Genomic DNA, 24326 nt, shown 5'->3' with positions numbered 1-24326 from the left:
GCTTTCACGTAGCGATTAAGAATGGTCTAGGGTCTCATTGATGATTCCGTCCACCCTATGAGCAACCCTAGGAAGAAGCCTCACATGAACCCGATTCGAAAAGCCTCGCCTGCGGACCTTGCTCTCCTTCTTTTTGTCGCGATCATTTGGGCAATGGCTTTCATAGCCATTAAAATTGCCGTGCCAGAAGTTGGGCCCCTCTGGCTTGCAGCTATTCGCGTTGGCATTGGCGCGCTTGTATTAGCGCCCTATGCGATTTACCGCGGCATGGCGCTGCCGAGTTCGTCAAGAATGTGGACGCTGATTATCGCAATGGCCATTCTTAATGTTGTTATTCCATTTTTCCTCATTTCGTGGGCAGAACTGACAATCGACGCCGGCGTAACGTCACTCTTGATGGGTGTTGGCCCTTTTCTAGCATTGGTATCTGGTCATTTTTTCACCAATGACGACAAGATCAATACGCGCAAAGCAATCGGTGTGCTTTTTGGGTTTGTTGGTGTTTTGACCGTTGTTGGCGCTGATGCGCTGAGCCACATGGGCGACAGCAATATTCTTGGCCAACTGGCAGCGCTTGGCGGCTCTTTATGCTATGTTACAGCTGGTGTTCTTATCCGCAAAATTGATATGCCGCCGACACGTTTGGCTTTTCTAGCCTTGTTAATTGGCACGGTTATTTTGTTTCCGGTCGCACTTCTATTTGCTGATCCAATCAGCGCCATGCCTTCGTCAAACGCCATGATGGCGCTTATTTTCCTCGGCGTTTTACCAACTGGCGTTGCCTATATCATCCGGTTCTATCTCATCAATAAAGTTGGTTACTCCACTTTTTCTATGTCGATTAATTTGATACCCGTTTTTGGTATTTTTCTTGGATTTTTAATTCTCGGGGAGCCTTTAAGGCCGCAAATCTTGATTGCGCTGGCCTTAGTGCTCATAGGCTTGTTCATTGCCAAGTCTGGCGGCCCAAAGGGCGAAAAGATCGATAAAGAGGCCGTTTCATGATGCAACACAAAACAAGACTTCCCTTTCTTGATGTTTTGCGTGGCATCGCCTTGGTGGCGATGGCAATTTATCACTTCGGCTGGGATTTAGCATTCTTCAACTATGTCGCGCCCGAACTCGTGAACGAAGGCGCATGGAAATATTTTGCCCGCAGCATTGCCTCATCATTTCTAATATTGGTTGGCATCGGGCTAATACTCGCCCACAGCAAAGGCATAGGCTGGCAAGGTTTTTGGAGGCGCTGGGCGAAAGTTGCAGGCGCTGCATTGATCATTACAATCGCAACGTATTTTGCGACACCGGACGCGTTTATCTTCTTCGGCATTCTGCACCAGATCGCATTCTCGAGCCTTGCCGGATTATTGTTCTTACGGCTGCCATGGCCAGCGCTCATCATATTGGGTGCCGTTTGGATTGGTGCTGCGCCCTATTTGCGCTTGGATGCGCTGACCGACCTACATATGGCGTGGACAGGTCTTGCCAATGAAACTGTGCGTTCCAATGATTATGTGCCTGTATTTCCGTGGTTTGGTGTCGTTCTTATCGGCATGGGTATCGGCGCGTTTCTGTTTCAGCGCGAAACATTATTTACGAACCCGTTTGCAAAGTTTTCACACACTTGGCTTGGCCGGCTTCTGGCTTATATTGGTCGTCACAGCCTGATTTTTTATCTTATTCACCAGCCTATTCTTATCGCGTTGATATATCTTTTTTCGCTTGTTATGCCTGCGCAAATTGACCCAGCGCGGCTTAGCGCTGATTTTCAAAGCAACTGCCAGCAGACCTGCATGATGCAATATGGTGAAGCGCGTTGCACATTCTATTGTGGCTGTGTTGAAGCAGATCTTGCCGCGGTAGACCTGTTTACGCCCCTTATGAACGGCACAATCAAATTTACCGAGGAAGAACCCCTTGCTATCTCGCAAGCTTGCAGCTTGGATATGTTAGCCATACCGCAAGAGGACGATACAAATGACAACGGATAATAATTACAAGGACCGCCCGAATACCATTCCTTGGCCACCGATTGTTTTACTGTGCACAATCGCGATTGGCTTTATTTTATCCGGACTTGTACCGCTTGGATTTCCACGCACCATTTTGGGCGAATTGCTGTTTGGCCTTGGCCTTATGCTGATTGTGCTGGCATTGTTGATTGATGTTTCTGCAATGCGCTTGATGAGAAAGCACCAAACCGCCATTTTACCCAATCGCGGCGCTGATAAATTGTTGACCAAAGGTATTTTCGCGTTCAGCAGAAACCCAATTTATGTTGCCAATATCATGCTCATCATTGGCCTTGGTCTGACTTTCAGCACATTCTGGCATTTATTGCTCGCGCCAATGGCCGCATTTGCAACGCGCAAATTGGCGATTGATCGCGAGGAAAAGCATTTAGAATCGCGCTTCGGTAACTCATTCAGAACCTATAAAAAGAAGGTCAATCGCTGGGTTTGACGTCAGCTCAGATCAGGATGTAACGCGCATCTCTGCCAAACGGTTGACGCATGCTTCTTCTACAGCATCAAGCTCGGCCAATGTTTCTTCAATGTCTTTGCGCTTTTGCCGTAGTTCGCCGCGCTTTTCTTCAACGCGGTCTACAATTTTCTGCAACTGGCCCGCCTCACCTTGAGGCGCTTTATACATCTGAATAATGTCTCGAATTTCAGCAATTGAAAACCCAAGACGCTTACCGCGCATAATTTGCTTAACGAGCAAGCGGTCCGCAGGGCGAAAAAGGCGCGTGCGCCCACGCCGTACCGGAGCGATGAGCCCCTCATCTTCATAGAACCGTAAAGTGCGGGTCGAAATTTCAAACTCGCGGGTCAGTTCTGTAATGGTATAAAATTCGCGCATAATATGTGCCTCCTATGTCGGAGACATTCCCCTATTTGCGAATGACTAGATAAAATTCTTACGTAAAAGTCAATTAATATATGACCTATTGGTCAAACAAACTACAGTTTAATTAATGCATTGTCTAAACAAGGAATAACGCGGCGAGCCCCAAAAAGGCAAAAAAGCCAATAACATCAGTAACGGTCGTCACAAATACGCTGGATGCACTGGCTGGATCGATGTCCAGTTTTGCAAGCATCAACGGGATGAGAATGCCCGCAAGAGCAGCACAAATCATATTAATTATCATCGCAGCTGCGATTACCAGCCCCAACGGCACATTGCCAAACCAAGCAGCCGCCATCAGTCCAATCAATATCGCAAACAACATGCCATTTATAAGGCCAACGGTTAATTCACGGCGAATGATACGCCCTGAGTTATAGATGTCGATATCTTTGGTTGCCAGAGCACGCACAGCAACCGTCATTGTTTGCGTGCCCGCATTACCGCCCATAGAGGCAACAATCGGCATGAGAACCGCCAAGGCGACCATTTGTTCGATTGTCGCGTCAAACATGCCAATGATGTAAGATGCGATGATTGCAGTTGCCAAATTGACAAGCAGCCAAACAAAGCGCGAGCGTGTTGTCGATATCACGTTATCGGACAGTTCTTCGTCGCCCACACCAGCAAGGCGTTTAAAGTCTTCTTCTGCTTCCTGCTGGATAACATCAACGACATCATCAATTGTAAGCACACCGACCAGCCGATCGTTTTCATCGACAACCGCAGCAGACAGCAAGTCATATTGCTCAAATATTTGTGCAGCCTCTTCCTGATCCATCTCGGCAGGAATGGCGTGGCGTGTTTCGCGCTGAATGTCTTCGACGCGCACATCGCGCCCTGCTCGCAAAACGCTATCCAGATCAACCGCGCCCACGAGGCGGAATGTCGGGTCAATTACGTAAAGCTGTGAGAAGCTATCGGGCAAGTCTTCAGTATCACGCAGATAATCAATCGTTTGGCCAACCGTCCAATAAGGCGGCACAGCAACAAACTCAGATTGCATACGGCGGCCAGCTGATTCTTCAGGATAATCCAAAGAACGGCGCAGCCTGATACGTTCGGTGAACGGGATTTTGGCCAGAATGTCGGCCTGATCCTCCTCCTCCATATCCTCAAGGATATAGACGGCGTCATCGGTATCCATCTCGCGCACAGCAAGCGCAATCTGTTCATTCGGCAGGACAGTCACGATATCCATACGGATCGCTTCGTCCACCTCCGTTAGCGACGAGAAATCAAACTGATCACCCAAAAGCGCAACAAACTCTTGGCGCTCATTTGGCTCCAAAGCTTCAATCAGGTCGCCAAGTTCAGATTCGTGAAGGTTTTCAACGGTGCGTTGAAGTTGCTCGACATCGCCTGCCTCGATGGCATTCGAGATTTGTTCAATGACGTCCGCGCGAATAACACCGTCGTCACCGTAAATTTCGGTGCCGTCAGAAGTCGCGGTTTGCGCTTCACGGATGTTTTCTGTTTCTGACATCAAAGATTATCGCACTTAACTCTATAAGGATTGAAGCCTTATTGGCTTTCTTTAAGAGTTATATGACGGGGCGTTAAATGCAAATGTATTGATGACAAGTCTTTAAAAAAACTTCGGAAGTGGAGGCATTTATATAAATGCCTCCACAATTATTTAGTGTTTAAACTTCTTGATCTCACCAGACGCTAGACGCGCACTGTATGACTTAAGCTCTTTCTTCACGAGCTTCATGAGGAAGTATAAAGCAAAGATGTTCACGACCGCCATTGCGAAGATCGCAGCATCAGAGAAGTCAATAACGGGGCCAAGGCTGGCCGCAGCACCGATGATAATAAAGATACAGAAGATTGTTTTGAAACTAAGCTCCTGCATTTTGCCTTCACCGAACAGATAGGTCCAAGCTTTCAATCCGTAGTAAGACCAAGAAATCATGGTTGAAAAGGCAAACAGCACAACGGCCACAGCCAAAACATATGGGAACCAAGAGATCGATGATCCGAAAGCCGCTGATGTTAATGCGACACCAGAATTGTCACCTACCGTTGCAATCGCGTTTCCTGCTTCATTGAGAACGAATTGGCCTGTGGCCGGATCCATAATCAACTGACCAGAAATTGTGATAACCAAAGCTGTCATCGTACAAATAACAACAGTATCAATCAGTGGCTCAAGCAGTGAAACGAAGCCTTCTGTAATTGGCTCATTTGTGCGAACAGCAGAGTGCGCAATCGCAGCTGAACCAACACCTGCTTCGTTTGAAAAGGCCGCACGTTTGAAACCTTGGATCAAAGCGCCTACAAAGCCGCCCGCAATACCAAGTCCTGTAAATGCACCTTCAAAAATCTGGCCAAATGCCCAACCGATTTTGTCATAATTGACAATCAAGATTATCAATGCGGCGCCAACATAAAGAACGCCCATAAATGGTACGACCTTCTCAGTCACGTTCGCAATCGACTTAATGCCGCCGACAATAACTGCAAACACGATAACTGCGAATACTACACCGGTAATCCAACCTGGATAATCTCCGACGATGCCGGAAATCTGCGCATGAGCCTGATTGGCCTGGAACATATTGCCGCCGCCCAAAGCGCCGAGAATACAGAAGATTGAAAACACAATCGCCAGTATTTTACCACCCGGCAGGCCAAGTTCATCAAAGCCCTTTGACATATAGTACATAGGGCCACCAGAAACGGTGCCGTCGGGATATTCATTCCGGTATTTCACACCAAGCGTACATTCGGTAAACTTGGACGCCATACCCAAAAGACCCGCTAAGATCATCCAGAATGTCGCTCCTGGACCGCCGATACCGACAGCAACAGCAACACCAGCAATATTACCGAGCCCAACAGTACCCGAAAGCGCTGTTGCAAGGGCCTGAAAGTGACTGACTTCACCTGCATCATTTGGATCAGAATAATCGCCTTTTACCAATTTGATCGCATGACCAAAAAACCGGAACTGCACAAAACCAAAGTAAAGCGTGAAAATTGACGCCGCGACCACAAGCCAAAGCACAATCCATGGAAAAGTTGTGCCCGGAAATGGTGCAAAGATCAGGTTTACGAATGGTCCGGTTACAGTGGCAAAAACCTCGTTGACCTTTTGGTCAAGCGTCATAACTTCTTGCGCGTAAGCTGTTGAAGCCACTGTGGCCGCTGCAACTTGCGAAAACAAAATTGTTTGAATTTTTTTCATAGCCATCGCCCCCTACGCCACAACAGTGACAGGAACGCTAGCGCTCATGACAAGGTTAGAAGTTGCACTACCGAAAATACGCTTTGTAAAGCCGCCAGCAGATGAACGCGCGACGACGATTTGTTGCGCATTATTTTCTTTTGAAATGTCATTCAGTGCCGTGGCTACATCGCCGTGACGAACGATACCTTCGGTTTTCACCCCTGCATCTGATAATTTCTTAATCGCTGGATTTATAATGCGTTCTTTTGCCGTCGATATTTCTTCTTCACGGCGTTTGTGCCGCACTGCATTTTCTTCAGCTGTTTGAAATGAATAGGGTGACCATTCGATGATATAAGCAACCAGAATCTCACAATCGCCAATAAGGCCTGCTAAATTCTGTGCATATGCCAACGCTCGTTCACCTGTTTCGTGACCATCGAGGCCAACCACAAGTTTCGTCGTCATTTGATATTCCTTCCCTAAAACACCCATCCCCCTTGATGGATTTTAAGAGTGAAACACAAATAGTTATATGCAGCAACAAATGCCCTGATTGAGGCTGTTAATAAATTTATTTTATCGGTACATTGTCAATGCCACTTGTACCGCCGGGGCCGCACCGTATGACGCGCTTAAAAGTCAGCCAACCACCGCGAAACAAGCCGTGGCGCGCAATAGCTTCATAGCCATATTCAGAACAAGTCGGCATATGGCGGCACGTATTGCCAATGAAACCAGACAAGGTGAGCTGGTAAAGCCGAATAAAGCCTGTGCCTAATAACCGCCCCGGTGTGCGGCGCCATTTACCCTGCCAATTGCGAGAATCGGGTTGTTTTTTATGGTTGGCGCACATTATGCCGCCGGTTCCTTTTGGCGCTCAATCTGATCGATTGCATCAACAATAGCATCAAAGACAAGCAATGTTGATGCATGGCGCGCCTTATAATCTTTGACCGGCTGCAGATATTTAAGTTCTGCAAAACGCCCCTGAGGCGGCTCACCCTCTTCTTTAAGCATCTGAATCATTTGGTTACGCGCGTCGCGCAATTCCTGCGCTTTGGCACCAATGATATTAGAGGCAACAATTGATGCTGCTGACTGGCCAAGCGCACAAGCCTTAACAATCTGCGCAAAATCAGAAACAACATCGTCGTCCATCTTCAAATCAATAGAAATGGTCGAGCCACAAAGTTTTGAATGCGCTTTTGCAGTTGCATCAGGGCTTTCTAGTGTGCCAACACGGCTAATATTACCTGCATATTCAAGCAACTTGGAATTATATACATCATCAATCATGTTCAGACCGCGTCAAAAAGTTACTTAAATAAAGTGGCAATCCACCGTTCGCATTCTATATAGGTGTTTGAAAGAGCGATCTGCAAGGTCGCGAAACCGCAGTGTTTATGAAATAAGACCTCTAGCGCTAGCTGAGTCTGTTTGATGCCTTTTGTTGGAGACGAGCCGTGGATGCAATTGTGAATAAGCTGCCAGGCAAGGAAAATACTATGTTGGATAATAACAACACGAAACCAACTCAGGCTGAAGCGGAAGAAGCAGTACGCACACTCCTGCGCTGGATAGGTGAAGATATTACACGTGAAGGCCTGCTTGATACGCCAAAACGCGTTGTGAAAGCTTATGGCGAATTGTTTGGCGGCTATAATGCTGACCCTTCTGAAGTTCTGGGTAGAACCTTTGAAGAAGTGGCCGGTTACAACGATGTTGTGTTGGTCAAAGACATTCACTTCCACTCGCATTGCGAACACCACATGGTGCCTATCATCGGCAAAGCGCATGTTGCCTATTTGCCGGATGAACGCGTTCTTGGCCTGTCAAAGATTGCACGCGTCGTTGATATTTTTGCGCACCGTTTGCAAACGCAAGAAACGATGACAGCCCAAATCGCCACTTCAATTGATGAAACGCTCGCACCGCGCGGTGTTGCCGTGATGATTGAAGCTGAACATATGTGCATGGCGATGCGCGGTGTTCGCAAGCAAGGCTCAACGACAATAACAACACGGTTTACCGGTGAATTTGAAAAGCCGGAACACCAATATCGTTTCCTAGAAATGTTGCGTCAGTAAAATCTATGAGTTTGCCAGTGTCTCAAATTGTTTTCGCCTCCGCTGATGTCTCCAAGCAAGAATTGGATTCAGGCGACTTGTTTCGTCCGCGCTTTAATGAGGCTGGACTTATCACGGCAATCGCAGTTGATGCGGAAGACAACACCATATTGATGGTGGCATATATGAATGCGGAAGCGCTGCAACTCAGCTTGCAAACGGGCATCGCCCATTATTGGTCACGCTCACGCAATGCACTTTGGAAAAAAGGCGAAACGTCTGGCAATGTGCAGATCATCGCAGAAATACGCACCGATTGCGACCAAGATGTGGTCATGATGCGCGTGCGCACGCAAGATAGCGGTGCAAATTGCCATACGGGCCGCAAAAGCTGTTTTTACAGAAGTTTAGAAGTAGCCGATGACGGGAAAGTTGTTCTTTCTTTTGATGAGAAAGACCAACCACGTTTTGACCCGTCAAAGGTCTATAAATAACGCCAAATATGCGCCGTATTAAACGGAAGCAATATAAGATTTAATTTCTTCTGCTTCGGCTTCAACAGCAGCAATACGGCGTTTAACAACATCACCGATTGAAATAATGCCGACCAGTTTTCCATCTCGTGCAACTGGAACGTGCCTAAAACGGCCTTTCGTCATCAGTTCCATGAGTTCTGCAATGTTGGTACTTTCTGCACATGTCACGACGTTTTTTGTCATGTGCGTTGAGATGGCACTGTCTAGTGCTTCTGCGCCGTGATTGGCGATTGCACGCACCACATCACGCTCCGACAAAATACCGTCAATACTGCCATTTCCAGACGATACGATTAAGGCACCAATCTTATGCTCACGCAGTGATTTTACCGCGTCCATGGTCGTTGTTTCAGGCGGCAAGGTAAAGACTTCCGAACCTTTAACTTCCAATATGCGTGAAGCTGTCATCGTTCATTCCTCCTACAAAAAACCATCTAGAAAGAAATGATGTACACAAACGGCATGTTTGACAAGACGCTATACTGCTTTCTTTACTTGTGGCGCTTGGTATCCAGATAACCGATGGCGAAAAATCCTGCGATAAGCCCGCCTATATGGGCCTCCCACGCAATGGATGCGCCTCCGCTTAGCCCAAGAACATCTGATCCGAAAGCAAAGTTTAGAACCATCCATATGGCCAAGAACGGAATAACGCCGCGTTGGCGAAGCGAATCCAACGGTCCATAGAGCGGTCCCGCAAGGCCAGCACGTGGGTTGCGCCGATTGGCTTTAAATCCAAAACGCGCAGCCCCCCCTAAAAATCCAGAGACAGCACCCGATGCACCAATCAGCGGCACCGTATCGCCGTAATAAATAATCGTGTGCAATATCACTGCGCCAAGTGCAGTCAGTATCCAGAACAAAATAGAGCGCAACGCGCCAAGCCGGTAAGCAACGGGCGCACCAAAGGCGACGAGCCAAACCATATTCATGCCCAAATGGGTCCAATCACCATGCAGGAAAGTGTGCCCAATTGGCGAAATCAGCGTCGGCAAATCTAACGTGAAAAACTCTGGCGTGAAGCGTATTGGGAAATAGGCAAAGGTGACAAACACCCATTCAGCAAGCTGTTGCGAAAAAACCGAATTGCGCAAAATGTGCATGCCGACACAGATTACAACGAACACCACTAAAATCGCAGGTAAGTTGAATATAGGCTCGCGCGGCTTTTCCTCGGCAAGCTCATTGTCGACGGGTAGATTTTCCATAGGCACCTGCAATTCGTATGATTGTTACATCCCTACATAATATCAATGGGCATTTTTGCCAGCACCTATAGGGCATAAAAAAAATGGCCACTGATGTTTCCATCAATGGCCGTTGAGACGAGTCCCTGCTCACCCCTAAATTTGTGCTGTTTGGAACGAGTGGCTCCAAGTTGGTTTATTAATGCCATATTAACGAACGGCTATCAAACGAAACAGCTTGTTAAGGTTAACAAATCTTTTCCATTTATCGCCCCTGCTTTGGCCCGCTTCGTGCAACGCCTGTCTCAAGAGAGCTGCAAGGCACGTCATATGTCCCGTCTTGCAACAGTTGAAACAGATAAATGGGAAACTGATAGCGATGCTTCACAATGGCACAACGCAATTGTTTGATTATTGGAATGCCGTCAAAGGCAACCGCACAGCCCCCTTGCGATCTGAAATTGCACCGGCTGCAATATCATCCATATTACCGTCGACTTTTATTCTTCACCAAGATGATACTGGGCAGATGGTATTTCGCCTCGCCGGCACTGCATTGTGTTTGCTCTTTAGCGAAGAGTTGAAAGGCAAACCCTTTGACCATCTGTTAGATCAAGATGACCGCAACCTTATGCGCCGCACCCTATCGTCGCTGCAAACAGAGATGGTTGCCGTTGTGCTTCAATTAGAGGGCACATCTGAGCGCGGGCGATCTGTTCAGATTGAAGCCCTGCTTTTACCGATGATGGATGAAGAGCCCCGTATTCTGGGCTGCTTGCACACAATGGACATGCCATACTGGATCGGCGCAGAAGCTTTGATGAGCCTCACTATTTCAAACTTGCGGATTATTGATGCGGGAAAAGAACTTATATCGCTTCATAACCGTCCTGCGGTCGCTTTGTCGCAACGTAAAGCCGCGCCGCAACCCTTTCAATCAAATAACAAATTCGCCGTTTTACAAGGCGGAGCAATGCTTGGCGCAAAACAAGCGCCGCGCGTTGCTACCCGATTACAAAAGCCAAATTTAGTTATCCTGCCTGGCGGGCGATCATGATCAATAATATATAAAAATTTAGGTGCACGGCTTACCTGTTGTTAACCTCGATGCCTCATTCTAAGGGGACTATTTATTAGACTCGTGGAAAAACCGATGAGCTTTGCCCCAAATGCAGCTGAGATTGACCTAACGAGACGCCAGTTTCAACGCGTCGATGTTAATTTAATTGGCCGCTATATGTTGCAGGACCGTTCAGAACATGAATGCAAGATTTGCAACATGTCACCGGGCAGCGCAGCATTTATATGCAACAAAGTTGGTGAAATCGGAGAGCGTGTCGTCGCCTATATCGATCATGTTGGTCGCATCGAAGGTAAAATTACCCGCATTACAGACGTTGGCTTTGCGATTGAGTTGACCTCAACAGCACGTAAGCGCGAAAAACTTGCCGCGCAGCTTACTTGGCTTGCCAACAAGCATGAGCTTGCTCTTCCTGAAGATCGTCGCCACGAACGTATCGTGCCGCAGAAACAAGCTGTTGTGTTGTCGCTTCCAGATGGGCGTCAATATCGCTGCCGTATCATTGATTTGTCTCTGTCTGGCGCAGCTATAGAGTTGAAAGTAAGGCCCGCATTGGGCTCGGCTGTGACACTTGGCAATATGCGTGGACAAGTTGTTCGTCATTTTGAAGACGGAATCGCAATTGAATTTGCAGTAATTCAGCGACGTGAAAGCCTCTCAGATTACCTAAACTAGGCAATTTATATCAGCAAAAACAATATGTTGCTGAGAATACGTAAAAAATACTTTGAATTTTACACGTAATTTCACAGAATTTGCTTCAAATTTACACGCCAGAATTCGGCTGATTTAAAACTCTTGCTGTCAGTGTTCATCCCACAGGAGATGGACATGACAACAATAAAAAAATCAGCGAGTAAGTTTCTAGCTTCCGCATTCGGCGCTGCACTGTGTACCATAATGGTATCGAGCGGCAGTGCCTATGCGCTCAGCATGAAAACGACGAATTTCACCACACAGCCAATTGGCCACAATGAGTTTTGTAAAGCTGCCCCCGTTGAATGCCAACGCACAGGCCGCAACATAGCACCGCATCAATTGACGCGTGCGAGCTGGGCAAAAATTGTCAATGTAAACAATCACGTGAACACGACAATCACGCCGCTTACAGATCTTGAAATCTGGGGCAAAATGGAAGTTTGGTCATACCCAACCAATGTTGGCGATTGCGAAGACTATGTTCTTTTGAAACGCATCAAACTGATTAAGGCTGGCATTAATCCGGGCAATCTTTTGATTACCGTGGTCAAACAACCCAATGGCGAAGGTCATGCCGTTTTGACTGTACGCACCGATCGCGGTGACTTCATTCTCGATAACCTTGTCGGCCGTATCGATGATTGGCGTGACACACCTTATGAATATCTAAAGCGGCAATCGACTGAACATGCTGGTCGCTGGGTAACAATCGAAGACAACCGAAGCCGTATCGCACGGAACTGACGTGTAAATAGCAACACTGTTAACTTGAGTTTGCCCGAGTCGAGTCCCATCATCCATCCCCAGACTTGGGCAACGGCCGATCTTCTTAACTGAAGATCGGCCATTTTTTTATTCAATCATCGGCTTTGTTCTAAAAGCCTTCGAGCACAAGTTTGCCCCGCGCTTTACCGCTTTCAAGAATAGCATGGGCGCGTTTCAAATTTTCTGCATTGATTATGCCAAGTGTCTCTGTCGCGGTTGAGCGGATTTTACCGTCATCAAGCAATGCAGCAACTTCGTTCAATATATCGCCCTGCCGCTGCATATCATCTGTTTCAAACAGCGAGCGCGTAAACATCATTTCCCAATGTATCGACACGGCTTTGCCTTTGAACGGCATAATGTCGAAGCTTTCTGGATCATCAATCAATCCAAAACGCCCCTGCGGCGCAATTAACTCTCCAACTTGTGCAGCATAGCTACCCGAATAATTTGTCGAGAATACAAAGCCGGGCTGACCGATCCCCAAGGCTTCGATCTGTGCGGCCAACGGCTTACTGTGATCAATCACATGGTGCGCGCCCAGATCTTTGACCCAGTCCATTGTTTCGGGGCGTGATGCCGTTGCGATAACCTTAAGATCAGTCAAAGCACGCAGCAGCTGGATTGCGATTGAACCAACACCGCCTGCCCCGCCGATGATCAACACCGCAGGTGCAGCGCCTGGAACAGGATCATTCACACGCAAGCGGTCAAACAGCATTTCATGCGCTGTTAGCGTTGTTAATGGCAAGGCTGCGGCTTCTGCATCTGTCACCGATTTAGGCTTTGTGCCGACGATACGCTCATCCACGAGGTGAAATTCAGAGTTTGTGCCCTGCCTATTGATAGCGCCAGCATACCAAACCTCATCACCTGGCTGGAACAATGTCACATCGCTGCCTGTCTCTACGACTTCGCCAACCGCATCCCAGCCTAAAACAACAGGGACATCATTTTTTGATTGCTTGCGACCGCGTATTTTGAAATCAACCGGATTAACCGACACAGCCTTTACCCGAACCAACAAATCTCGGCCTGTTGGTTGCGGCTTATCCATTTCCAATTCAACCAGCGCCTTGTCATCGACAATCGGCAGGCTCTCATAATATCCAATTACTTTCATTTCATTCTCCATCGCCGCAAAATGTTGCGGTGTTATATCAAGCTATTTTGCTAAGTTCATTGACACTAAAATTAGCAACCGCTCCATCCGTTGCCTTCATATAGGCTGCTAAATGCGGCGCACTCATATGCTGCTGCCAAAGCTCACGGCTTTCCCAGTTTTCGTAAAACACGAAGAAGCCCGGATTCTCATTATCGATGTGTAGATCATATTGCAGACAACCCTGCTCTGCGCGTGTGATCGAAACCAGCTTCTCAAGCTGTGTGCGTACCAAATCTTCGCTGCCAGCAACCGCTGTAATTTGGGCCAGAATAGTAAGTGCCATGTCAGTTCCTTTTTTGACAATCAAACAAGTTAGATGCATATGAGACTTTACACACAATCTGACAAGTACGCACAATTGATGCATATAGGTACATTATGGATACTGTAGAAACGCACTTACCCTTACCGGCACAGCGCTTTGAAAATTATGATTGCAGCGAGGGGTGCCCTGTTGAAGCAGCGCTTGAGCAAATTTCAGGTAAATGGAAGGGCTTGATTATCTTCCACCTGATGCAAGAAACCCTGCGTTTTAATGAGCTATCCCGCCGTCTTTCTGGCGTGACACAGCGCAGCCTGACGAAGCAGCTACGTGAATTAGAAACTAGCGGCATTGTTCACCGGAAAGTCTTTGCTGTGGTGCCACCAAAGGTGGAGTATCGCCTGACAGATAAAGGCCGTGAACTGCACGATGTGATTGAAGCATTACGCTCTTGGGGCAGCCGTTACAGATAATAAAAACGCCGCAAACTCAATGAGCTTGCGGCGTTTTAAAATTTAATAGTGCTCGCTCTTTAAGCTGAAGCGTTCTCTGCTTCTTCGGCACGCTCTTCATAAATATAAAGTGGGCGCGCACCGCCGCGAACAACTTCGTCAGATATAACGACTTCGCGTACACCTTCCATCGCTGGCAATTCGAACATTGTGTCCAGCAAAATGCTTTCCATAATAGAGCGAAGACCACGAGCACCTGTTTTGCGCTCGATTGCTTTTTGCGCGATTGCGCTCAAAGCATCTTCGTGGAATGTCAGCTCGACTTCTTCCATAGAGAAGAGACGTTGATATTGCTTCACGATTGCATTTTTGGGCTCGGTCAGAATGCGGATAAGCGCTTCTTCGTCGAGATCTTCCAATGTTGCAAGAACCGGCAAACGGCCCACGAACTCAGGAATCAAACCAAAGCGTAGCAAATCTTCTGGCTCAACCTTGCGGAAGAGTTCGCCTGTTTTGCGTTCATCCGGCGCTTCAACCGAAGCGGCAAAACCAATGGACGTACCTTTACCGCGTTCAGAAATGATACGGTCTAGACCGGCAAATGCACCACCTGAAATAAACAGGATGTTTGATGTATCAACCTGCAAGAATTCCTGCTGCGGATGCTTACGGCCACCTTGCGGCGGCACGGAAGCAACAGTGCCTTCCATGATTTTCAAGAGTGCCTGCTGTACGCCCTCGCCCGATACATCGCGTGTAATAGACGGATTGTCAGACTTACGAGAAATCTTGTCGATCTCATCGATATAAACGATGCCGCGCTGCGCGCGTTCAACATTATAATCAGATGCCTGAAGCAGTTTGAGAATGATGTTTTCAACATCTTCGCCCACATAGCCAGCTTCTGTCAGTGTGGTTGCATCGGCCATTGTGAACGGCACATCAATCACACGCGCTAGCGTTTGAGCGAGAAGCGTTTTACCGCAACCTGTTGGGCCGATCAGCAAAATGTTAGATTTCGCCAATTCCACATCATCGTTTTTCTCGGCATGTGCCAAACGCTTATAGTGGTTATGAACAGCAACAGAAAGAATGCGTTTCGCATAAGGCTGGCCGATGACATAATCATCTAGCGCACCCAAAATCTCTTGCGGTGTTGGCACACCTTCGGACGATTTAGCCACAGAGGATTTATTTTCCTCGCGGATGATATCCATACACAATTCAACACATTCATCACAAATGAAGACGGTTGGTCCTGCAATTAGTTTACGCACTTCATGCTGGCTCTTGCCGCAAAAAGAGCAGTAGAGTGTGTTCTTTGCGTCTCCGCCTGAACTTCCACCACCACTATTACCGACTTTGCTCATCAATTCGTCCCTATGTTTCGCAGCATATTCTACTATGCCGGATTTTGCCCTTTAGGGGCTATTTGTCCCGCTATTACCGATCATAAGGTAAACGGATACTATTTAACTGGACGCAAAACATTTCCAGCGTGATTCGTATCAACATGTGACCACACATCTTGTAACCAACACATTAACGCGTCCAAAATTTAACGCGATTGCGCAAATACGCAATCGCAAAGGCGTGTCACAATTGCCGCACTAACGTCTAAAACAACGCAATATGCGTTAAATCAGACGATTACTTAGCGCTTTCGCTCTCGATCGCCGCACGTGACGTGATCACTTTGTCGATCAAGCCAAATTTTTGTGCTTCATCAGAAGACATAAAGTTATCGCGCTCTAGTGCGTTTTCAATAGTGTCGTAGTCCTGACCTGTGTGTTTGACATAGATCTCATTCAAACGACGTTTCAAGCGCTCTGTGAACTTGGCGTGGATCATAATGTCCGTTGCCTGTCCCTGATAACCACCTGATGGCTGGTGCACCATGATTGATGCGTTTGGCAATGCAAAGCGCATATCTTTTTCGCCAGCTGCAAGAAGCAACGAGCCCATGGACGCTGCCTGACCTGTACAAAGTGTAGACACGGCAGGTTTAATGAACTGCATTGTATCATAGATCGCCATGCCGGCTGTCACAACACCGCCTGGTGAGTTGATATACATTGCGATTTCTTTTTTCGGGTTTTCTGCCTCAAGAAAAAGAAGCTGCGCGCATACGAGTGTCGCCATACCATCTTCAATCGGGCCCGTGATAAAGATAATACGTTCTTTAAGAAGGCGTGAAAAAATATCATAGGCGCGTTCACCGCGTGCGGACTGCTCCACAACCATCGGCACAAGGTTCATCGCGGTTTCAATTGGATTGCTCATTTATCACCTTTGGCGTGTTAGCTTGATTTCATGTTTAATTTTGCGAATGCAAAATGATAATTCTAATTCCCGACTTCATAGACATTTCGGGAATCATTTAAATCTGTTCCTGATAAATAGGGTGTCAAACCCCTATTTCGCAAGGTAGGTATGGGAATTTGGTTTAAAGGTGGTTTATACATTCCATTCCTACCCCTCTTTCACATCATTTATTTTCATGACCACCTGCCCAAATTACCTTAAAATTACGTTGAAGCCGTCTGGGCCCCATGTATCCATCGATCCACATGAGTCAGCCTTCGTTCAGAACCCCTATGCTGCATATGCCGCCTTGTTTGAGGTTGGTCATCCGGTTTTCTTTTGGGAAGAATATGGCATTTGGTGTCTGGCAGGGTTTGACGCCGTCAATGCTTTGTTTCGTGACCGCCGCTTCGGACGACAAATACTGCATGTGGCAACCCGCGAAGAACTTGGCTGGCCAGAGCGCCCTCAACATTTGAAAAACTTTGATGATGTCGAGCGCCATTCACTTTTGGAACTTGAGCCGCCGGGCCATACACGTTTGCGCAAACTAGTGAACCGCGCCTTCGTATCACGGCAGGTCGAATTGCTGCGCCCGCAGATTACAGACCTTTGCCTGCAACTTGCGGATAAGTTTAGCGGCGAGACTGAACTTTTGGCTGATTACGCAACGCCGCTTCCCCTCACGACGATCTGCCGCTTGCTGGGTGTTCCCGTTGATGCTGGCCAGCAATTGCTCGATTGGTCGCACGCCATCGTGAAAATGTATGTGCTGGACCCAACGCCTGCCGATGAATTAGCCGCGGACAAAGCGTCGAAAGACTTTGCCGATTTTCTGCGTCATCACATCCAGCAGCATAAGCAGGCACCGAAAGATGACTTGCTCTCAACGCTCATCGCCGCCACAGAAGATGGTGACCGATTGACGGAAGATGAGTTGATTTCAACGATTGTCGTGCTGCTTAACGCCGGACATGAAGCAACGGTTCATCAGCTTGGCAATGCTGTGAAAACGATTCTAGAAAGCGGCATAAGTCCTTCAAAACTATTTGAAAGTGATGCTTCAACGATTGCGACGGTCGAAGAATGCATACGCCATGACGCGCCGCTGCATATGTTCACACGCTATTGCCTTGATGATCTAACACTTGAAGTCGATGGTGCATCTATTCCTTTGAAAAAAGGTCAACAGATCGGACTTCTCTTGGGGGCTGCCAATCGCGATCCGCGCAAGTTCGAGGCACCAGACCAGTTTAATCCTGAGCGTTCGTTCCAAGGTAATGTATCGTTCGGCGCTGGCATTCATTTTTGCATTGGGGCGCCGCTGGCGCGGCTTGAGTTGCAAATAGGACTGCGTACATTGTTTGAACGCGTACCGGATTTAAAACTATCGACACCGCCGCAATATCGCGACATTTTCCATTTTCACGGACTTGATAAAGTTCTCATTTCATAGACGACAAAGAGGCATTCATGACCACCCCGAACTTTGACGAACAGATTAACCGCATTGGCACAAATTGCGCCAAATGGGACGCGCTTGAGAGCACGTACAACATTGCGAGCGACGAAGGCTTGGCCATGTGGGTGGCCGATATGGAATTTAAGCCACCGCAATCGGTTCTTGATGCGCTGAACTCAATGGTCGATCACGGTGTCTTTGGTTATTATGGCGATCAAACCTCTTACAAAAACGCCATCGTAAACTGGATGGACCGCCACCATAATTGGAAAGTTGACCCAGCGTGGATTTTCACGACGCATGGCCTCGTCAACGCTACGGCATTTTGCGTTCAAACATGGTCTAAGCCAAATGATGCCGTTATCCTGTTTACGCCGGTTTATCATGCCTTTGCACGCATTGTTGAAGCCAATGGCCGCCGTGTGCATGAAAGCCCGCTGATTAATGAAGCTGGGCGCTATGTGCTTGATATGGAAGGCTTGGAAAAGAGCCTTAAGGGCGATGAGACAATGCTCATCTTCTGCTCACCGCACAATCCGGGTGGACGTGTCTGGTCAAAAGACGAACTAAAAGAAATTTGCGATTTCTGCATCAAGCATGATTTAATTTTAGTGTCTGATGAAATTCATCATGATCTGGTTTTTGGCGATGCCAAACACACAATCATGAGCTTGGTGAGCGAAGACATCAAATCACGCCTTGTCATGATGACGGCGAGTTCAAAGACATTCAACATGGCGGGCGGTCATTGCGGCAATGTCATTATTGAAGACAAAAAGCTTCACGGCGAGTTCGACGCAACGCTAAAAGCCAACGGCATTTCGCCAAACAGCTTCGGTATTGGCATGACAGAAGCTGCCTATAATGGCGGCGATGAATGGCTGGAAGCGCTGCTCGCCTATCTATCAGAAAACAAACGTATTTTTGATGAAGGCATCAATGCCATCCCCGGTATTCGCTCGATGAATTTGGAAGCAACCTATCTTGCTTGGGTTGATTTTTCAGGCACAGGCATGGACCGCGCCGAGTTTACAAGGCGCATCGAGAAAGATGCCAAGATTGCCACTAATAATGGACCTACATTTGGCTCAGGCGGCGAAAGCTGGCAGCGCTTTAACCTTGCGGCCCCACGCGCACAAATCATAGATGCCGTGGCGCGGATGCAAGCTGCCTTTGGTGATATGCAATAGCAACAATCAAGATAGCGTATCCGGTTTTGTCGGATACGCTATTTTTGTAGGCACGAATTTTAACAATCTTGCGCTAATCATCCATGCTCAAGTCAGCAAGGGATTAAACGCATATGTTCGGCAGTTCAAAATCACGCCTTCCAGCCATCATAACATTTACAGACGGCAAGCAGCTTAAATGCGAAATTACACCGGGTTCAACACCTGGCCTCATGTCTGCCATTAGTGGCGAGAACGTCTTTCTGGATTTATATGTGGAAGGCAAACGTAAATTCTATTTACGTCAGCATATGCTTTGCGTTGAAGAAGATAGCGAAGCTGTCGCGCTTAAAGAAAGCAAAGCTTAAATCTCAACGAATGCAACGTGTCCAAGGCGGGGCAATCCCCGCCTTGAAGTTGTCTGAAGCCTGGCTTAGCCAAGCGCCTTATCAATATCAGCAATAATATCGTCAACGCTTTCAATACCAATTGAAAGTCGAACCACATCATTGCCAGCGCCTGCTGCTTCGCGTTGCTCGTCCGTCAGCTGGCGGTGCGTTGTTGACGCTGGGTGGATAACAAGCGAGCGTGTGTCGCCAAGGTTAGCAACATGGGAGATTAGCTCCAAGCTTTCCACGAATTTGACGCCTGCATCATAGCCGCCCTTTAGGCCGACAGTGAAAACACCACCTGCCCCGTTTGGCGAATATTTCTTTTGCAATGCATTGTAGGGATCATCTTCCAAACCGGCATAACGCACCCACGACACTTTATCATGTGATTTCAAGTGTTTTGCGACCGCAAGCGCATTGTCGCAGTGACGCTGCATACGCAATGACAAGGTTTCTGCACCAGTCAAAATATTGAATGAGTTTTGCGGAGAGATCACGGGACCAAAATCGCGCATACCCAACACGCGGCAAGCAATTGCAAACGCAATATTGCCAAGTGCTTCATGCAACACAACGCCTGCATATTCCGTGCGCGGCTTTGAAAGCATCGGGTATTTGTCTGTTGCAGACCAATCGAATGTGCCGCCATCAATGATGAGACCGCCCATAGAATTGCCGTGGCCGCCGATGAATTTAGTCAATGAATGAACAACAATGTCCGCACCATGTTCGAATGGGCGAATAAGATATGGCGTTGCCATTGTGTTATCGACGATCAGCGGAATGCCATGTTTTTTAGCTACTGCTGAAACAGCCTCAAGATCGGTGACGATGCCGCCTGGGTTCGCCAAGCTTTCGCAGAAAATAGCTTTCGTATTCTCATCGATCTGGCTTTCAATCGTGGACACATCGTCCATATCGGCCCAGCGCACATGCCAGTCGAAGTTCTTAAACGCTTGATTAAACTGGTTGATAGAACCGCCATAAAGTCTGTTTGCGGCGATGAAATTATCACCTGCATTCATGATCGTGTGGAAAACCAACAATTGAGCGGCATGGCCAGATGAACATGCAAGAGCGGCTGTACCGCCCTCCAATGCTGCGACTTTTTCTTCGAGCACTGCTGTCGTTGGGTTCATCAACCGTGTGTAGATATTGCCAAATTCCTGCAAACCAAAAAGCTTAGCTGCATGGTCTGTGTCTTTGAAAACATAGGCTGTTGTCTGATAAATTGGCGTAATGCGTGCACCCGTCGTCGGGTCAGGCGATGCGCCAGCATGAATTGCGAGTGTGTCGAAACCGGGTGTGTGAGGCGCCATATTCATCTCCTAAATAAATTTATGTATACGTTATTGAACAATTGCTCGCCTTTGCAAAGGAAGGATATTCTAACAAAGCTCGAATGGGCGAGCATATACATGCATTTCAAGCAATTTGGTGAAATTATAATCTGGTTAAAGCCTCAGTCGTGGTATCTCAATGGCAGGGCAGCGGTCTTGCACAACAACCAGCCCCTGCTCCTCAGCAAACAGTGCCGCTTTATCATCGCGCACGCCGAGCTGTGACCAAATGTATTTAGGCTGCGGCGTCAGATCGAGCGCTTCTTCGATCACGCCGAACAAATGCTCCGGCGCGCGGAATACATCTACCATATCAATCGGCTCCGGAATATCGGCAAGGGATGCGTAAGTCATCGCTTTGTTGATGATACGGCCTGAATGACCCGGATTGACGGCAAAGACCGTGTAACCTTTGTCGACCAAATACCCGATCACCCGGTTGCTAGGTCGGTCGCGGTTAGCAGACGCGCCAACGACTGCGATGGTTTTCACTGTGGTCAGCACATCGCGCAAAAACGCATCTTCATAAATATCGTGGTCCAAAAAGTATTACTCCGGCAAAAATTATTCGGGCAACGGCATGTTGCGGTTTTCATCAAGTGGCGCAAATGGATTATGTGCTAATTCCCAAAGATGACCATCGGGATCTGCGAAATAGCCTGAATAGCCACCCCAGAACGTTTTATGAGGCTGTTTGGTGGCCGTAGCGCCGCAGCTTAATGCATGCGCAAACGCCTCGTCCACGGCTTGCTCATCATCAAGATTATGGGAAATCGAAACACCGCGATATTGCACGGGCATATCTTCGACACCTGCATCATCAGCCAGAGCCGCTTTACCAAACAGCCCTAAAACCGTACCGTTCGTGATAAAGAAAGTGACGCTGTCTTGGCTGGCGGATGATTTTTTAAAGCCAAGCTTTTCATAAAATGCGCTGGCGCGTTCAATGTTCTCAACACCAAGCGTTATCATCGTCAAACGTGGTTCAAAAACCATTAGCGGTCACTCCACTTTGCTTCACGCTTTTCTATAAAAGCTTCAATGCCTTCGCATGCATCGCCTGCCAGCATGTTTTCCGTCATCACCTTGGATGTGTAATCATAGGCTTCACGAAGTCCCATCTCGGCTTGCGCATAAAATGCCTGCTTGCCCGTTTTTACCGTCATTTGTGATTTTGAAGCGATCATCGTGGCGTATTTGGTAACGACTTGATCGAGATAATCTTCAGGTACAATGCGGTTAATCAAGCCATATTCTTTGGCATCGCCTGCCTCAATGGTTTCACCTGTCAGCAGCATTTCCATTGCTTGTTTGCGGTGAACATTGCGCGTGAGAGCGACCATTGGCGTTGAGCAGAACAAGCCGATATTAACACCCGGCGTGCAAAAGGTTGCCTTGTCCGTCGCGATTGCCAAATCACATGTTGCAACCAGCTGGCAGCCTGCGGCCGTTGCCAAGCCATTAATGACCGCGATTACGGGCTTTGGACATTCATTGACTGCCAACATTAGCTCCGAGCAAAGATCAAATGTCTGCGTGAAAAACGCCTGCCCCTTATCTGCATCTGCACGTCGGGCTGTCATTTCTTTTAAATCATGGCCGGCGGAAAACACTTTACCCGCATGACCAATGACAATGACGCGCACGCTATCATCAGAGCCAGCGGCGACAATTGCATCACGCAATGCTGTCATCAACGCAATCGACAATGTGTTCGCTGAACCATTGTTGAGCGTCAAATGCAAAATGGCATCTTTTTGCAGCGATAATAGAATTTCATTTTCTGATTGCGGGGCGGCTGACATGGCTTTAGCTTCCAGTTGAATATCGATTTCAAACTACCAGTGTCATGCTCCAAGTGACAAGGGTGGCCGACGACTTGTTATAATGGATTTGTTCGTATGAGCGCTCAACAAAACACAGTCAGCAACGAACGCTATGATTTTTGGAGCGTCTCGACGCTGCACTTATGTGCATTGACCTTTGTTGCGCTGAACACAACGCTTGCATGGCTTCGCGGTGAAACGGATTTCATTATCGGGGCGCTCTATCTTCTAACATTCGTGCATATGGGATTTTGTATCGCGCGCAATAATTTTAGCGGATCGCGCAAAACCACATGGATATTATTGGTTCTGGCTCTGCTCGTGAGCGAGGCAATAAGGTTCTCAGGCTACCTTATCCCAGCCAGCCAATTATCTTCCGGCATTACCACCGCTCCCACTGTTGGGCCCTATATCGGTAAATTTATACAAAATATGACGCTTATTGGCCTCAATCTTTCTGATCTTGGCGCGTTGATTTTCTTACTGATACTTGGGGCGAGCATGACTGCCTATTTCAAAATCAATAGTCATGGCGAAGGCACGCTGGAGCGAATTGTTGTGTTGGCTATCCTTTTGATGTTCGCACTGCTTTTAGGAAGCGTACTATTTAGCGGAGCCGACACTTCCGCGACAGCTGCGGCAAACGATCCTGCCCTGCCGCAATGGTATCTTTTGCCGTTTTATTCAGCGCTGCGTGCCATTCCCAATGAAATTGGCGGCATCATCATGCTGTGTATTATGCTCGTCATACCGGTTTTTGCAATCTTTATAGGAACCCCAAAAGCAAAAGGACGACGCCTGTTTATGCGCATACTTATGGGGCTCGCGCTTGCATCATTTGTTGGCCTTGGTGTCCTTGGCGCGCAATCCGTCAATAATAATATGATGATCGCCTCTCAGGTGCTCATTGCCATTTACTTTTCATATTTCATTATCGGAACGATTTTGACACCGAGACCGGAGAATTAAAATGACTGAACTCACACCAGTGATGACTGCTTCTGAAATTGAGCATTTTCTTGATACGCAGTTTTCAGAGGTTCATGTCGATGGCCGTGTATTTTCAGTCGTTGATGTTTCTCCAGCAAAAACAACGCTTCGCCTTGACCCAATTGCGCGGCATTTACGTCCCGGCGGCACCGTTTCAGGGCCAACACTTTTCGCGCTGGCAGATGTTTGTGCTTATCTGGTTATTTTGGCTCATATCGGCCCGATGAAGCACACCGTTACGACCAATCTCAATATCAACTTCATGCATAAGCCTAAGCCCGGCCCGCTTAATTGCGTCTCGACCTTGCTCAAACTTGGCAAAAGGCTTGCTGTTGTTAATTGCGATATATTGGATGAAAATAAGACGATTGTGGCCCAAGCAACGGCAACATATTCAATTCCATCGAAATAATCATACGGTAAAATAATACCACATTATTAAGCCACTGTTTTTGCTTAACATTTACGTTTTGACGTTTTCAATATCACTTGACAGTGCCCCTCACCCTCAGTAAACGCAGCTCTATCGCGCAAAGCTTCTG

General features: G+C 47.6%; 30 protein-coding genes. 14 read left to right on the top strand and 16 right to left on the bottom strand.

The window, feature by feature from the left end:
- Positions 1–84: 84 nt before the first annotated feature.
- The 3 genes from C504_RS0101995 to C504_RS0101985 are packed head-to-tail and all read left to right on the top strand — an operon-like array spanning position 85 to position 2463.
- Entirely contained in the window at positions 85–1005 is a 921-nt protein-coding gene (locus C504_RS0101995; protein WP_018687628.1) for a DMT family transporter, read from the top strand.
- Positions 1002–1991, top strand: coding sequence for a heparan-alpha-glucosaminide N-acetyltransferase (locus C504_RS17035; RefSeq protein WP_018687627.1), 990 nt, complete (start codon positions 1002–1004; stop codon positions 1989–1991). Before C504_RS0101995 ends, C504_RS17035 begins: the two co-directional genes overlap by 4 nt.
- Complete coding sequence (locus tag C504_RS0101985; protein WP_018687626.1) at positions 1978–2463, top strand: methyltransferase family protein; 486 nt, start codon at positions 1978–1980, stop codon at positions 2461–2463. The genes C504_RS17035 and C504_RS0101985 overlap by 14 nt, the downstream gene beginning before the upstream one ends.
- A gap of 12 nt (positions 2464–2475) precedes the next feature.
- Here C504_RS0101985 and C504_RS0101980 read toward each other — a convergent pair whose 3' ends face one another.
- From C504_RS0101980 to C504_RS0101955, 6 genes are all read right to left on the bottom strand, one after another.
- Complete coding sequence (locus tag C504_RS0101980; protein WP_018687625.1) at positions 2476–2862, bottom strand: MerR family transcriptional regulator; 387 nt, start codon at positions 2860–2862, stop codon at positions 2476–2478.
- A 124-nt stretch (positions 2863–2986) separates the two neighbouring features.
- Complete coding sequence (gene mgtE / locus C504_RS0101975) at positions 2987–4396, bottom strand: magnesium transporter (protein WP_018687624.1); 1410 nt, start codon at positions 4394–4396, stop codon at positions 2987–2989.
- Between the two features lie 153 nt (positions 4397–4549).
- Complete coding sequence (locus C504_RS0101970) at positions 4550–6103, bottom strand: alanine/glycine:cation symporter family protein (protein ID WP_018687623.1); 1554 nt, start codon at positions 6101–6103, stop codon at positions 4550–4552.
- Positions 6104–6115: 12 nt separating this feature from the next.
- Positions 6116–6553: a universal stress protein gene (locus C504_RS0101965; RefSeq protein ID WP_018687622.1), complete on the bottom strand. Its 438-nt coding sequence runs from the start codon at positions 6551–6553 to the stop codon at positions 6116–6118.
- 106 nt (positions 6554–6659) lie between these two features.
- Positions 6660–6941, bottom strand: a complete 282-nt coding sequence (yidD, locus tag C504_RS0101960) for a membrane protein insertion efficiency factor YidD (RefSeq protein WP_018687621.1) — start codon at positions 6939–6941, stop codon at positions 6660–6662.
- Positions 6941–7384 (bottom strand): iron-sulfur cluster assembly scaffold protein, encoded by a 444-nt coding sequence (locus C504_RS0101955; protein WP_018687620.1) that lies wholly within the window; start codon positions 7382–7384, stop codon positions 6941–6943. Before C504_RS0101955 ends, yidD begins: the two co-directional genes overlap by 1 nt.
- 167 nt (positions 7385–7551) lie before the next feature.
- On the opposite strand from C504_RS0101955, the gene folE reads away from it, so the two are divergent.
- Positions 7552–8175 carry a GTP cyclohydrolase I FolE gene (folE, locus tag C504_RS0101950; RefSeq protein ID WP_018687619.1) on the top strand — a complete coding sequence of 208 codons (624 nt, stop codon included), beginning with the start codon at positions 7552–7554 and terminating at the stop codon, positions 8173–8175.
- 5 nt (positions 8176–8180) lie between these two features.
- The gene (gene hisI / locus C504_RS0101945) at positions 8181–8648 is read left to right on the top strand and encodes a phosphoribosyl-AMP cyclohydrolase (RefSeq protein WP_018687618.1); all 468 of its coding nucleotides are present in this window, start codon (positions 8181–8183) and stop codon (positions 8646–8648) included.
- A gap of 18 nt (positions 8649–8666) precedes the next feature.
- On the opposite strand, the gene C504_RS0101940 is transcribed toward hisI, so the two are convergent.
- Positions 8667–9098: a CBS domain-containing protein gene (locus C504_RS0101940; protein WP_018687617.1), complete on the bottom strand. Its 432-nt coding sequence runs from the start codon at positions 9096–9098 to the stop codon at positions 8667–8669.
- Between the two features lie 83 nt (positions 9099–9181).
- Positions 9182–9898 (bottom strand): rhomboid family intramembrane serine protease, encoded by a 717-nt coding sequence (locus tag C504_RS17030; RefSeq protein ID WP_018687616.1) that lies wholly within the window; start codon positions 9896–9898, stop codon positions 9182–9184.
- A 358-nt stretch (positions 9899–10256) separates the two neighbouring features.
- Between C504_RS17030 and C504_RS17025 the strand changes: the two genes are divergently transcribed.
- The 3 genes from C504_RS17025 (at position 10257) to C504_RS0101915 (ending at position 12401) form a co-directional block, all read left to right on the top strand.
- Positions 10257–10934, top strand: coding sequence for a PAS domain-containing protein (locus C504_RS17025; protein ID WP_018687614.1), 678 nt, complete (start codon positions 10257–10259; stop codon positions 10932–10934).
- A 96-nt stretch (positions 10935–11030) separates the two neighbouring features.
- Entirely contained in the window at positions 11031–11633 is a 603-nt protein-coding gene (locus C504_RS0101920; RefSeq protein WP_018687613.1) for a PilZ domain-containing protein, read from the top strand.
- A gap of 156 nt (positions 11634–11789) precedes the next feature.
- Positions 11790–12401, top strand: coding sequence for a transglutaminase-like cysteine peptidase (locus C504_RS0101915; protein ID WP_018687612.1), 612 nt, complete (start codon positions 11790–11792; stop codon positions 12399–12401).
- Positions 12402–12531: 130 nt separating this feature from the next.
- On the opposite strand, the gene C504_RS0101910 is transcribed toward C504_RS0101915, so the two are convergent.
- Positions 12532–13545: a zinc-binding alcohol dehydrogenase family protein gene (locus C504_RS0101910; protein WP_018687611.1), complete on the bottom strand. Its 1014-nt coding sequence runs from the start codon at positions 13543–13545 to the stop codon at positions 12532–12534.
- A gap of 37 nt (positions 13546–13582) precedes the next feature.
- Positions 13583–13870, bottom strand: a complete 288-nt coding sequence (locus C504_RS0101905; RefSeq protein WP_026317145.1) for a putative quinol monooxygenase — start codon at positions 13868–13870, stop codon at positions 13583–13585.
- Between the two features lie 95 nt (positions 13871–13965).
- On the opposite strand from C504_RS0101905, the gene C504_RS0101900 reads away from it, so the two are divergent.
- Entirely contained in the window at positions 13966–14322 is a 357-nt protein-coding gene (locus C504_RS0101900; RefSeq protein WP_018687609.1) for a winged helix-turn-helix transcriptional regulator, read from the top strand.
- A gap of 59 nt (positions 14323–14381) precedes the next feature.
- On the opposite strand, the gene clpX is transcribed toward C504_RS0101900, so the two are convergent.
- Both clpX and C504_RS0101890 read right to left on the bottom strand, forming a co-directional pair.
- On the bottom strand, positions 14382–15671 hold the full coding sequence (gene clpX, locus C504_RS0101895; protein WP_018687608.1) for an ATP-dependent Clp protease ATP-binding subunit ClpX: 1290 nt from the start codon (positions 15669–15671) through the stop codon (positions 14382–14384).
- Positions 15672–15951: 280 nt separating this feature from the next.
- A complete protein-coding gene (locus tag C504_RS0101890) occupies positions 15952–16584 on the bottom strand; it encodes an ATP-dependent Clp protease proteolytic subunit (protein WP_018687607.1) in 633 nt (210 codons plus the stop codon).
- A 217-nt stretch (positions 16585–16801) separates the two neighbouring features.
- Between C504_RS0101890 and C504_RS0101885 the strand changes: the two genes are divergently transcribed.
- The 3 genes from C504_RS0101885 to C504_RS0101875 all read left to right on the top strand — a co-directional run bounded on the left by C504_RS0101885 (position 16802) and on the right by C504_RS0101875 (position 19604).
- Positions 16802–18061, top strand: coding sequence for a cytochrome P450 (locus tag C504_RS0101885; protein ID WP_026317144.1), 1260 nt, complete (start codon positions 16802–16804; stop codon positions 18059–18061).
- Between the two features lie 17 nt (positions 18062–18078).
- A complete protein-coding gene (locus C504_RS0101880; RefSeq protein ID WP_018687605.1) occupies positions 18079–19257 on the top strand; it encodes a MalY/PatB family protein in 1179 nt (392 codons plus the stop codon).
- A gap of 113 nt (positions 19258–19370) precedes the next feature.
- Complete coding sequence (locus tag C504_RS0101875; protein ID WP_018687604.1) at positions 19371–19604, top strand: hypothetical protein; 234 nt, start codon at positions 19371–19373, stop codon at positions 19602–19604.
- A 65-nt stretch (positions 19605–19669) separates the two neighbouring features.
- On the opposite strand, the gene C504_RS0101870 is transcribed toward C504_RS0101875, so the two are convergent.
- The 4 genes from C504_RS0101870 to C504_RS0101855 form a co-directional block, all read right to left on the bottom strand.
- Complete coding sequence (locus tag C504_RS0101870) at positions 19670–20947, bottom strand: O-acetylhomoserine aminocarboxypropyltransferase (RefSeq protein ID WP_018687603.1); 1278 nt, start codon at positions 20945–20947, stop codon at positions 19670–19672.
- A gap of 135 nt (positions 20948–21082) precedes the next feature.
- Complete coding sequence (locus C504_RS0101865; protein ID WP_018687602.1) at positions 21083–21511, bottom strand: CoA-binding protein; 429 nt, start codon at positions 21509–21511, stop codon at positions 21083–21085.
- Positions 21512–21532: 21 nt separating this feature from the next.
- Positions 21533–21964, bottom strand: coding sequence for a VOC family protein (locus C504_RS0101860; protein ID WP_018687601.1), 432 nt, complete (start codon positions 21962–21964; stop codon positions 21533–21535).
- Positions 21964–22773, bottom strand: coding sequence for an enoyl-CoA hydratase (locus tag C504_RS0101855; protein ID WP_018687600.1), 810 nt, complete (start codon positions 22771–22773; stop codon positions 21964–21966). The genes C504_RS0101860 and C504_RS0101855 overlap by 1 nt, the downstream gene beginning before the upstream one ends.
- A 96-nt stretch (positions 22774–22869) precedes the next feature.
- On the opposite strand from C504_RS0101855, the gene C504_RS0101850 reads away from it, so the two are divergent.
- Positions 22870–23763, top strand: coding sequence for a cytochrome b family protein (locus tag C504_RS0101850; RefSeq protein ID WP_018687599.1), 894 nt, complete (start codon positions 22870–22872; stop codon positions 23761–23763).
- Position 23764: 1 nt separating this feature from the next.
- Positions 23765–24196: a PaaI family thioesterase gene (locus C504_RS0101845; RefSeq protein WP_018687598.1), complete on the top strand. Its 432-nt coding sequence runs from the start codon at positions 23765–23767 to the stop codon at positions 24194–24196.
- Positions 24197–24326 lie beyond the last annotated feature (130 nt).

It is taken from the genome of Ahrensia kielensis DSM 5890, assembly GCF_000374465.1.
In the GTDB taxonomy this organism is placed as follows: Bacteria; Pseudomonadota; Alphaproteobacteria; order Rhizobiales; family Rhizobiaceae; genus Ahrensia; species Ahrensia kielensis.
The sequence above is the reverse complement of the archived record's forward strand: the minus strand, read 5'-3'. Positions and strand labels throughout refer to the sequence as shown.

Coding starts and splice junctions, on each gene's coding strand:
- C504_RS0101995 (WP_018687628.1), top strand. CDS start 85: ATGAACCCGATTCGAAAAGCCTCGCCTGCGGACCTTGCTCTCCTTCTT.
- C504_RS17035 (WP_018687627.1), top strand. CDS start 1,002: ATGATGCAACACAAAACAAGACTTCCCTTTCTTGATGTTTTGCGTGGC.
- C504_RS0101985 (WP_018687626.1), top strand. CDS start 1,978: ATGACAACGGATAATAATTACAAGGACCGCCCGAATACCATTCCTTGG.
- C504_RS0101980 (WP_018687625.1), bottom strand. CDS start 2,862: ATGCGCGAATTTTATACCATTACAGAACTGACCCGCGAGTTTGAAATT.
- mgtE (WP_018687624.1), bottom strand. CDS start 4,396: ATGTCAGAAACAGAAAACATCCGTGAAGCGCAAACCGCGACTTCTGAC.
- C504_RS0101970 (WP_018687623.1), bottom strand. CDS start 6,103: ATGAAAAAAATTCAAACAATTTTGTTTTCGCAAGTTGCAGCGGCCACA.
- C504_RS0101965 (WP_018687622.1), bottom strand. CDS start 6,553: ATGACGACGAAACTTGTGGTTGGCCTCGATGGTCACGAAACAGGTGAA.
- yidD (WP_018687621.1), bottom strand. CDS start 6,941: ATGTGCGCCAACCATAAAAAACAACCCGATTCTCGCAATTGGCAGGGT.
- C504_RS0101955 (WP_018687620.1), bottom strand. CDS start 7,384: ATGATTGATGATGTATATAATTCCAAGTTGCTTGAATATGCAGGTAAT.
- hisI (WP_018687618.1), top strand. CDS start 8,181: ATGAGTTTGCCAGTGTCTCAAATTGTTTTCGCCTCCGCTGATGTCTCC.
- C504_RS0101940 (WP_018687617.1), bottom strand. CDS start 9,098: ATGACAGCTTCACGCATATTGGAAGTTAAAGGTTCGGAAGTCTTTACC.
- C504_RS17030 (WP_018687616.1), bottom strand. CDS start 9,898: ATGGAAAATCTACCCGTCGACAATGAGCTTGCCGAGGAAAAGCCGCGC.
- C504_RS17025 (WP_018687614.1), top strand. CDS start 10,257: ATGCTTCACAATGGCACAACGCAATTGTTTGATTATTGGAATGCCGTC.
- C504_RS0101920 (WP_018687613.1), top strand. CDS start 11,031: ATGAGCTTTGCCCCAAATGCAGCTGAGATTGACCTAACGAGACGCCAG.
- C504_RS0101915 (WP_018687612.1), top strand. CDS start 11,790: ATGACAACAATAAAAAAATCAGCGAGTAAGTTTCTAGCTTCCGCATTC.
- C504_RS0101910 (WP_018687611.1), bottom strand. CDS start 13,545: ATGAAAGTAATTGGATATTATGAGAGCCTGCCGATTGTCGATGACAAG.
- C504_RS0101905 (WP_026317145.1), bottom strand. CDS start 13,870: ATGGCACTTACTATTCTGGCCCAAATTACAGCGGTTGCTGGCAGCGAA.
- C504_RS0101900 (WP_018687609.1), top strand. CDS start 13,966: ATGGATACTGTAGAAACGCACTTACCCTTACCGGCACAGCGCTTTGAA.
- clpX (WP_018687608.1), bottom strand. CDS start 15,671: ATGAGCAAAGTCGGTAATAGTGGTGGTGGAAGTTCAGGCGGAGACGCA.
- C504_RS0101890 (WP_018687607.1), bottom strand. CDS start 16,584: ATGAGCAATCCAATTGAAACCGCGATGAACCTTGTGCCGATGGTTGTG.
- C504_RS0101885 (WP_026317144.1), top strand. CDS start 16,802: ATGACCACCTGCCCAAATTACCTTAAAATTACGTTGAAGCCGTCTGGG.
- C504_RS0101880 (WP_018687605.1), top strand. CDS start 18,079: ATGACCACCCCGAACTTTGACGAACAGATTAACCGCATTGGCACAAAT.
- C504_RS0101875 (WP_018687604.1), top strand. CDS start 19,371: ATGTTCGGCAGTTCAAAATCACGCCTTCCAGCCATCATAACATTTACA.
- C504_RS0101870 (WP_018687603.1), bottom strand. CDS start 20,947: ATGGCGCCTCACACACCCGGTTTCGACACACTCGCAATTCATGCTGGC.
- C504_RS0101860 (WP_018687601.1), bottom strand. CDS start 21,964: ATGGTTTTTGAACCACGTTTGACGATGATAACGCTTGGTGTTGAGAAC.
- C504_RS0101855 (WP_018687600.1), bottom strand. CDS start 22,773: ATGTCAGCCGCCCCGCAATCAGAAAATGAAATTCTATTATCGCTGCAA.
- C504_RS0101850 (WP_018687599.1), top strand. CDS start 22,870: ATGAGCGCTCAACAAAACACAGTCAGCAACGAACGCTATGATTTTTGG.
- C504_RS0101845 (WP_018687598.1), top strand. CDS start 23,765: ATGACTGAACTCACACCAGTGATGACTGCTTCTGAAATTGAGCATTTT.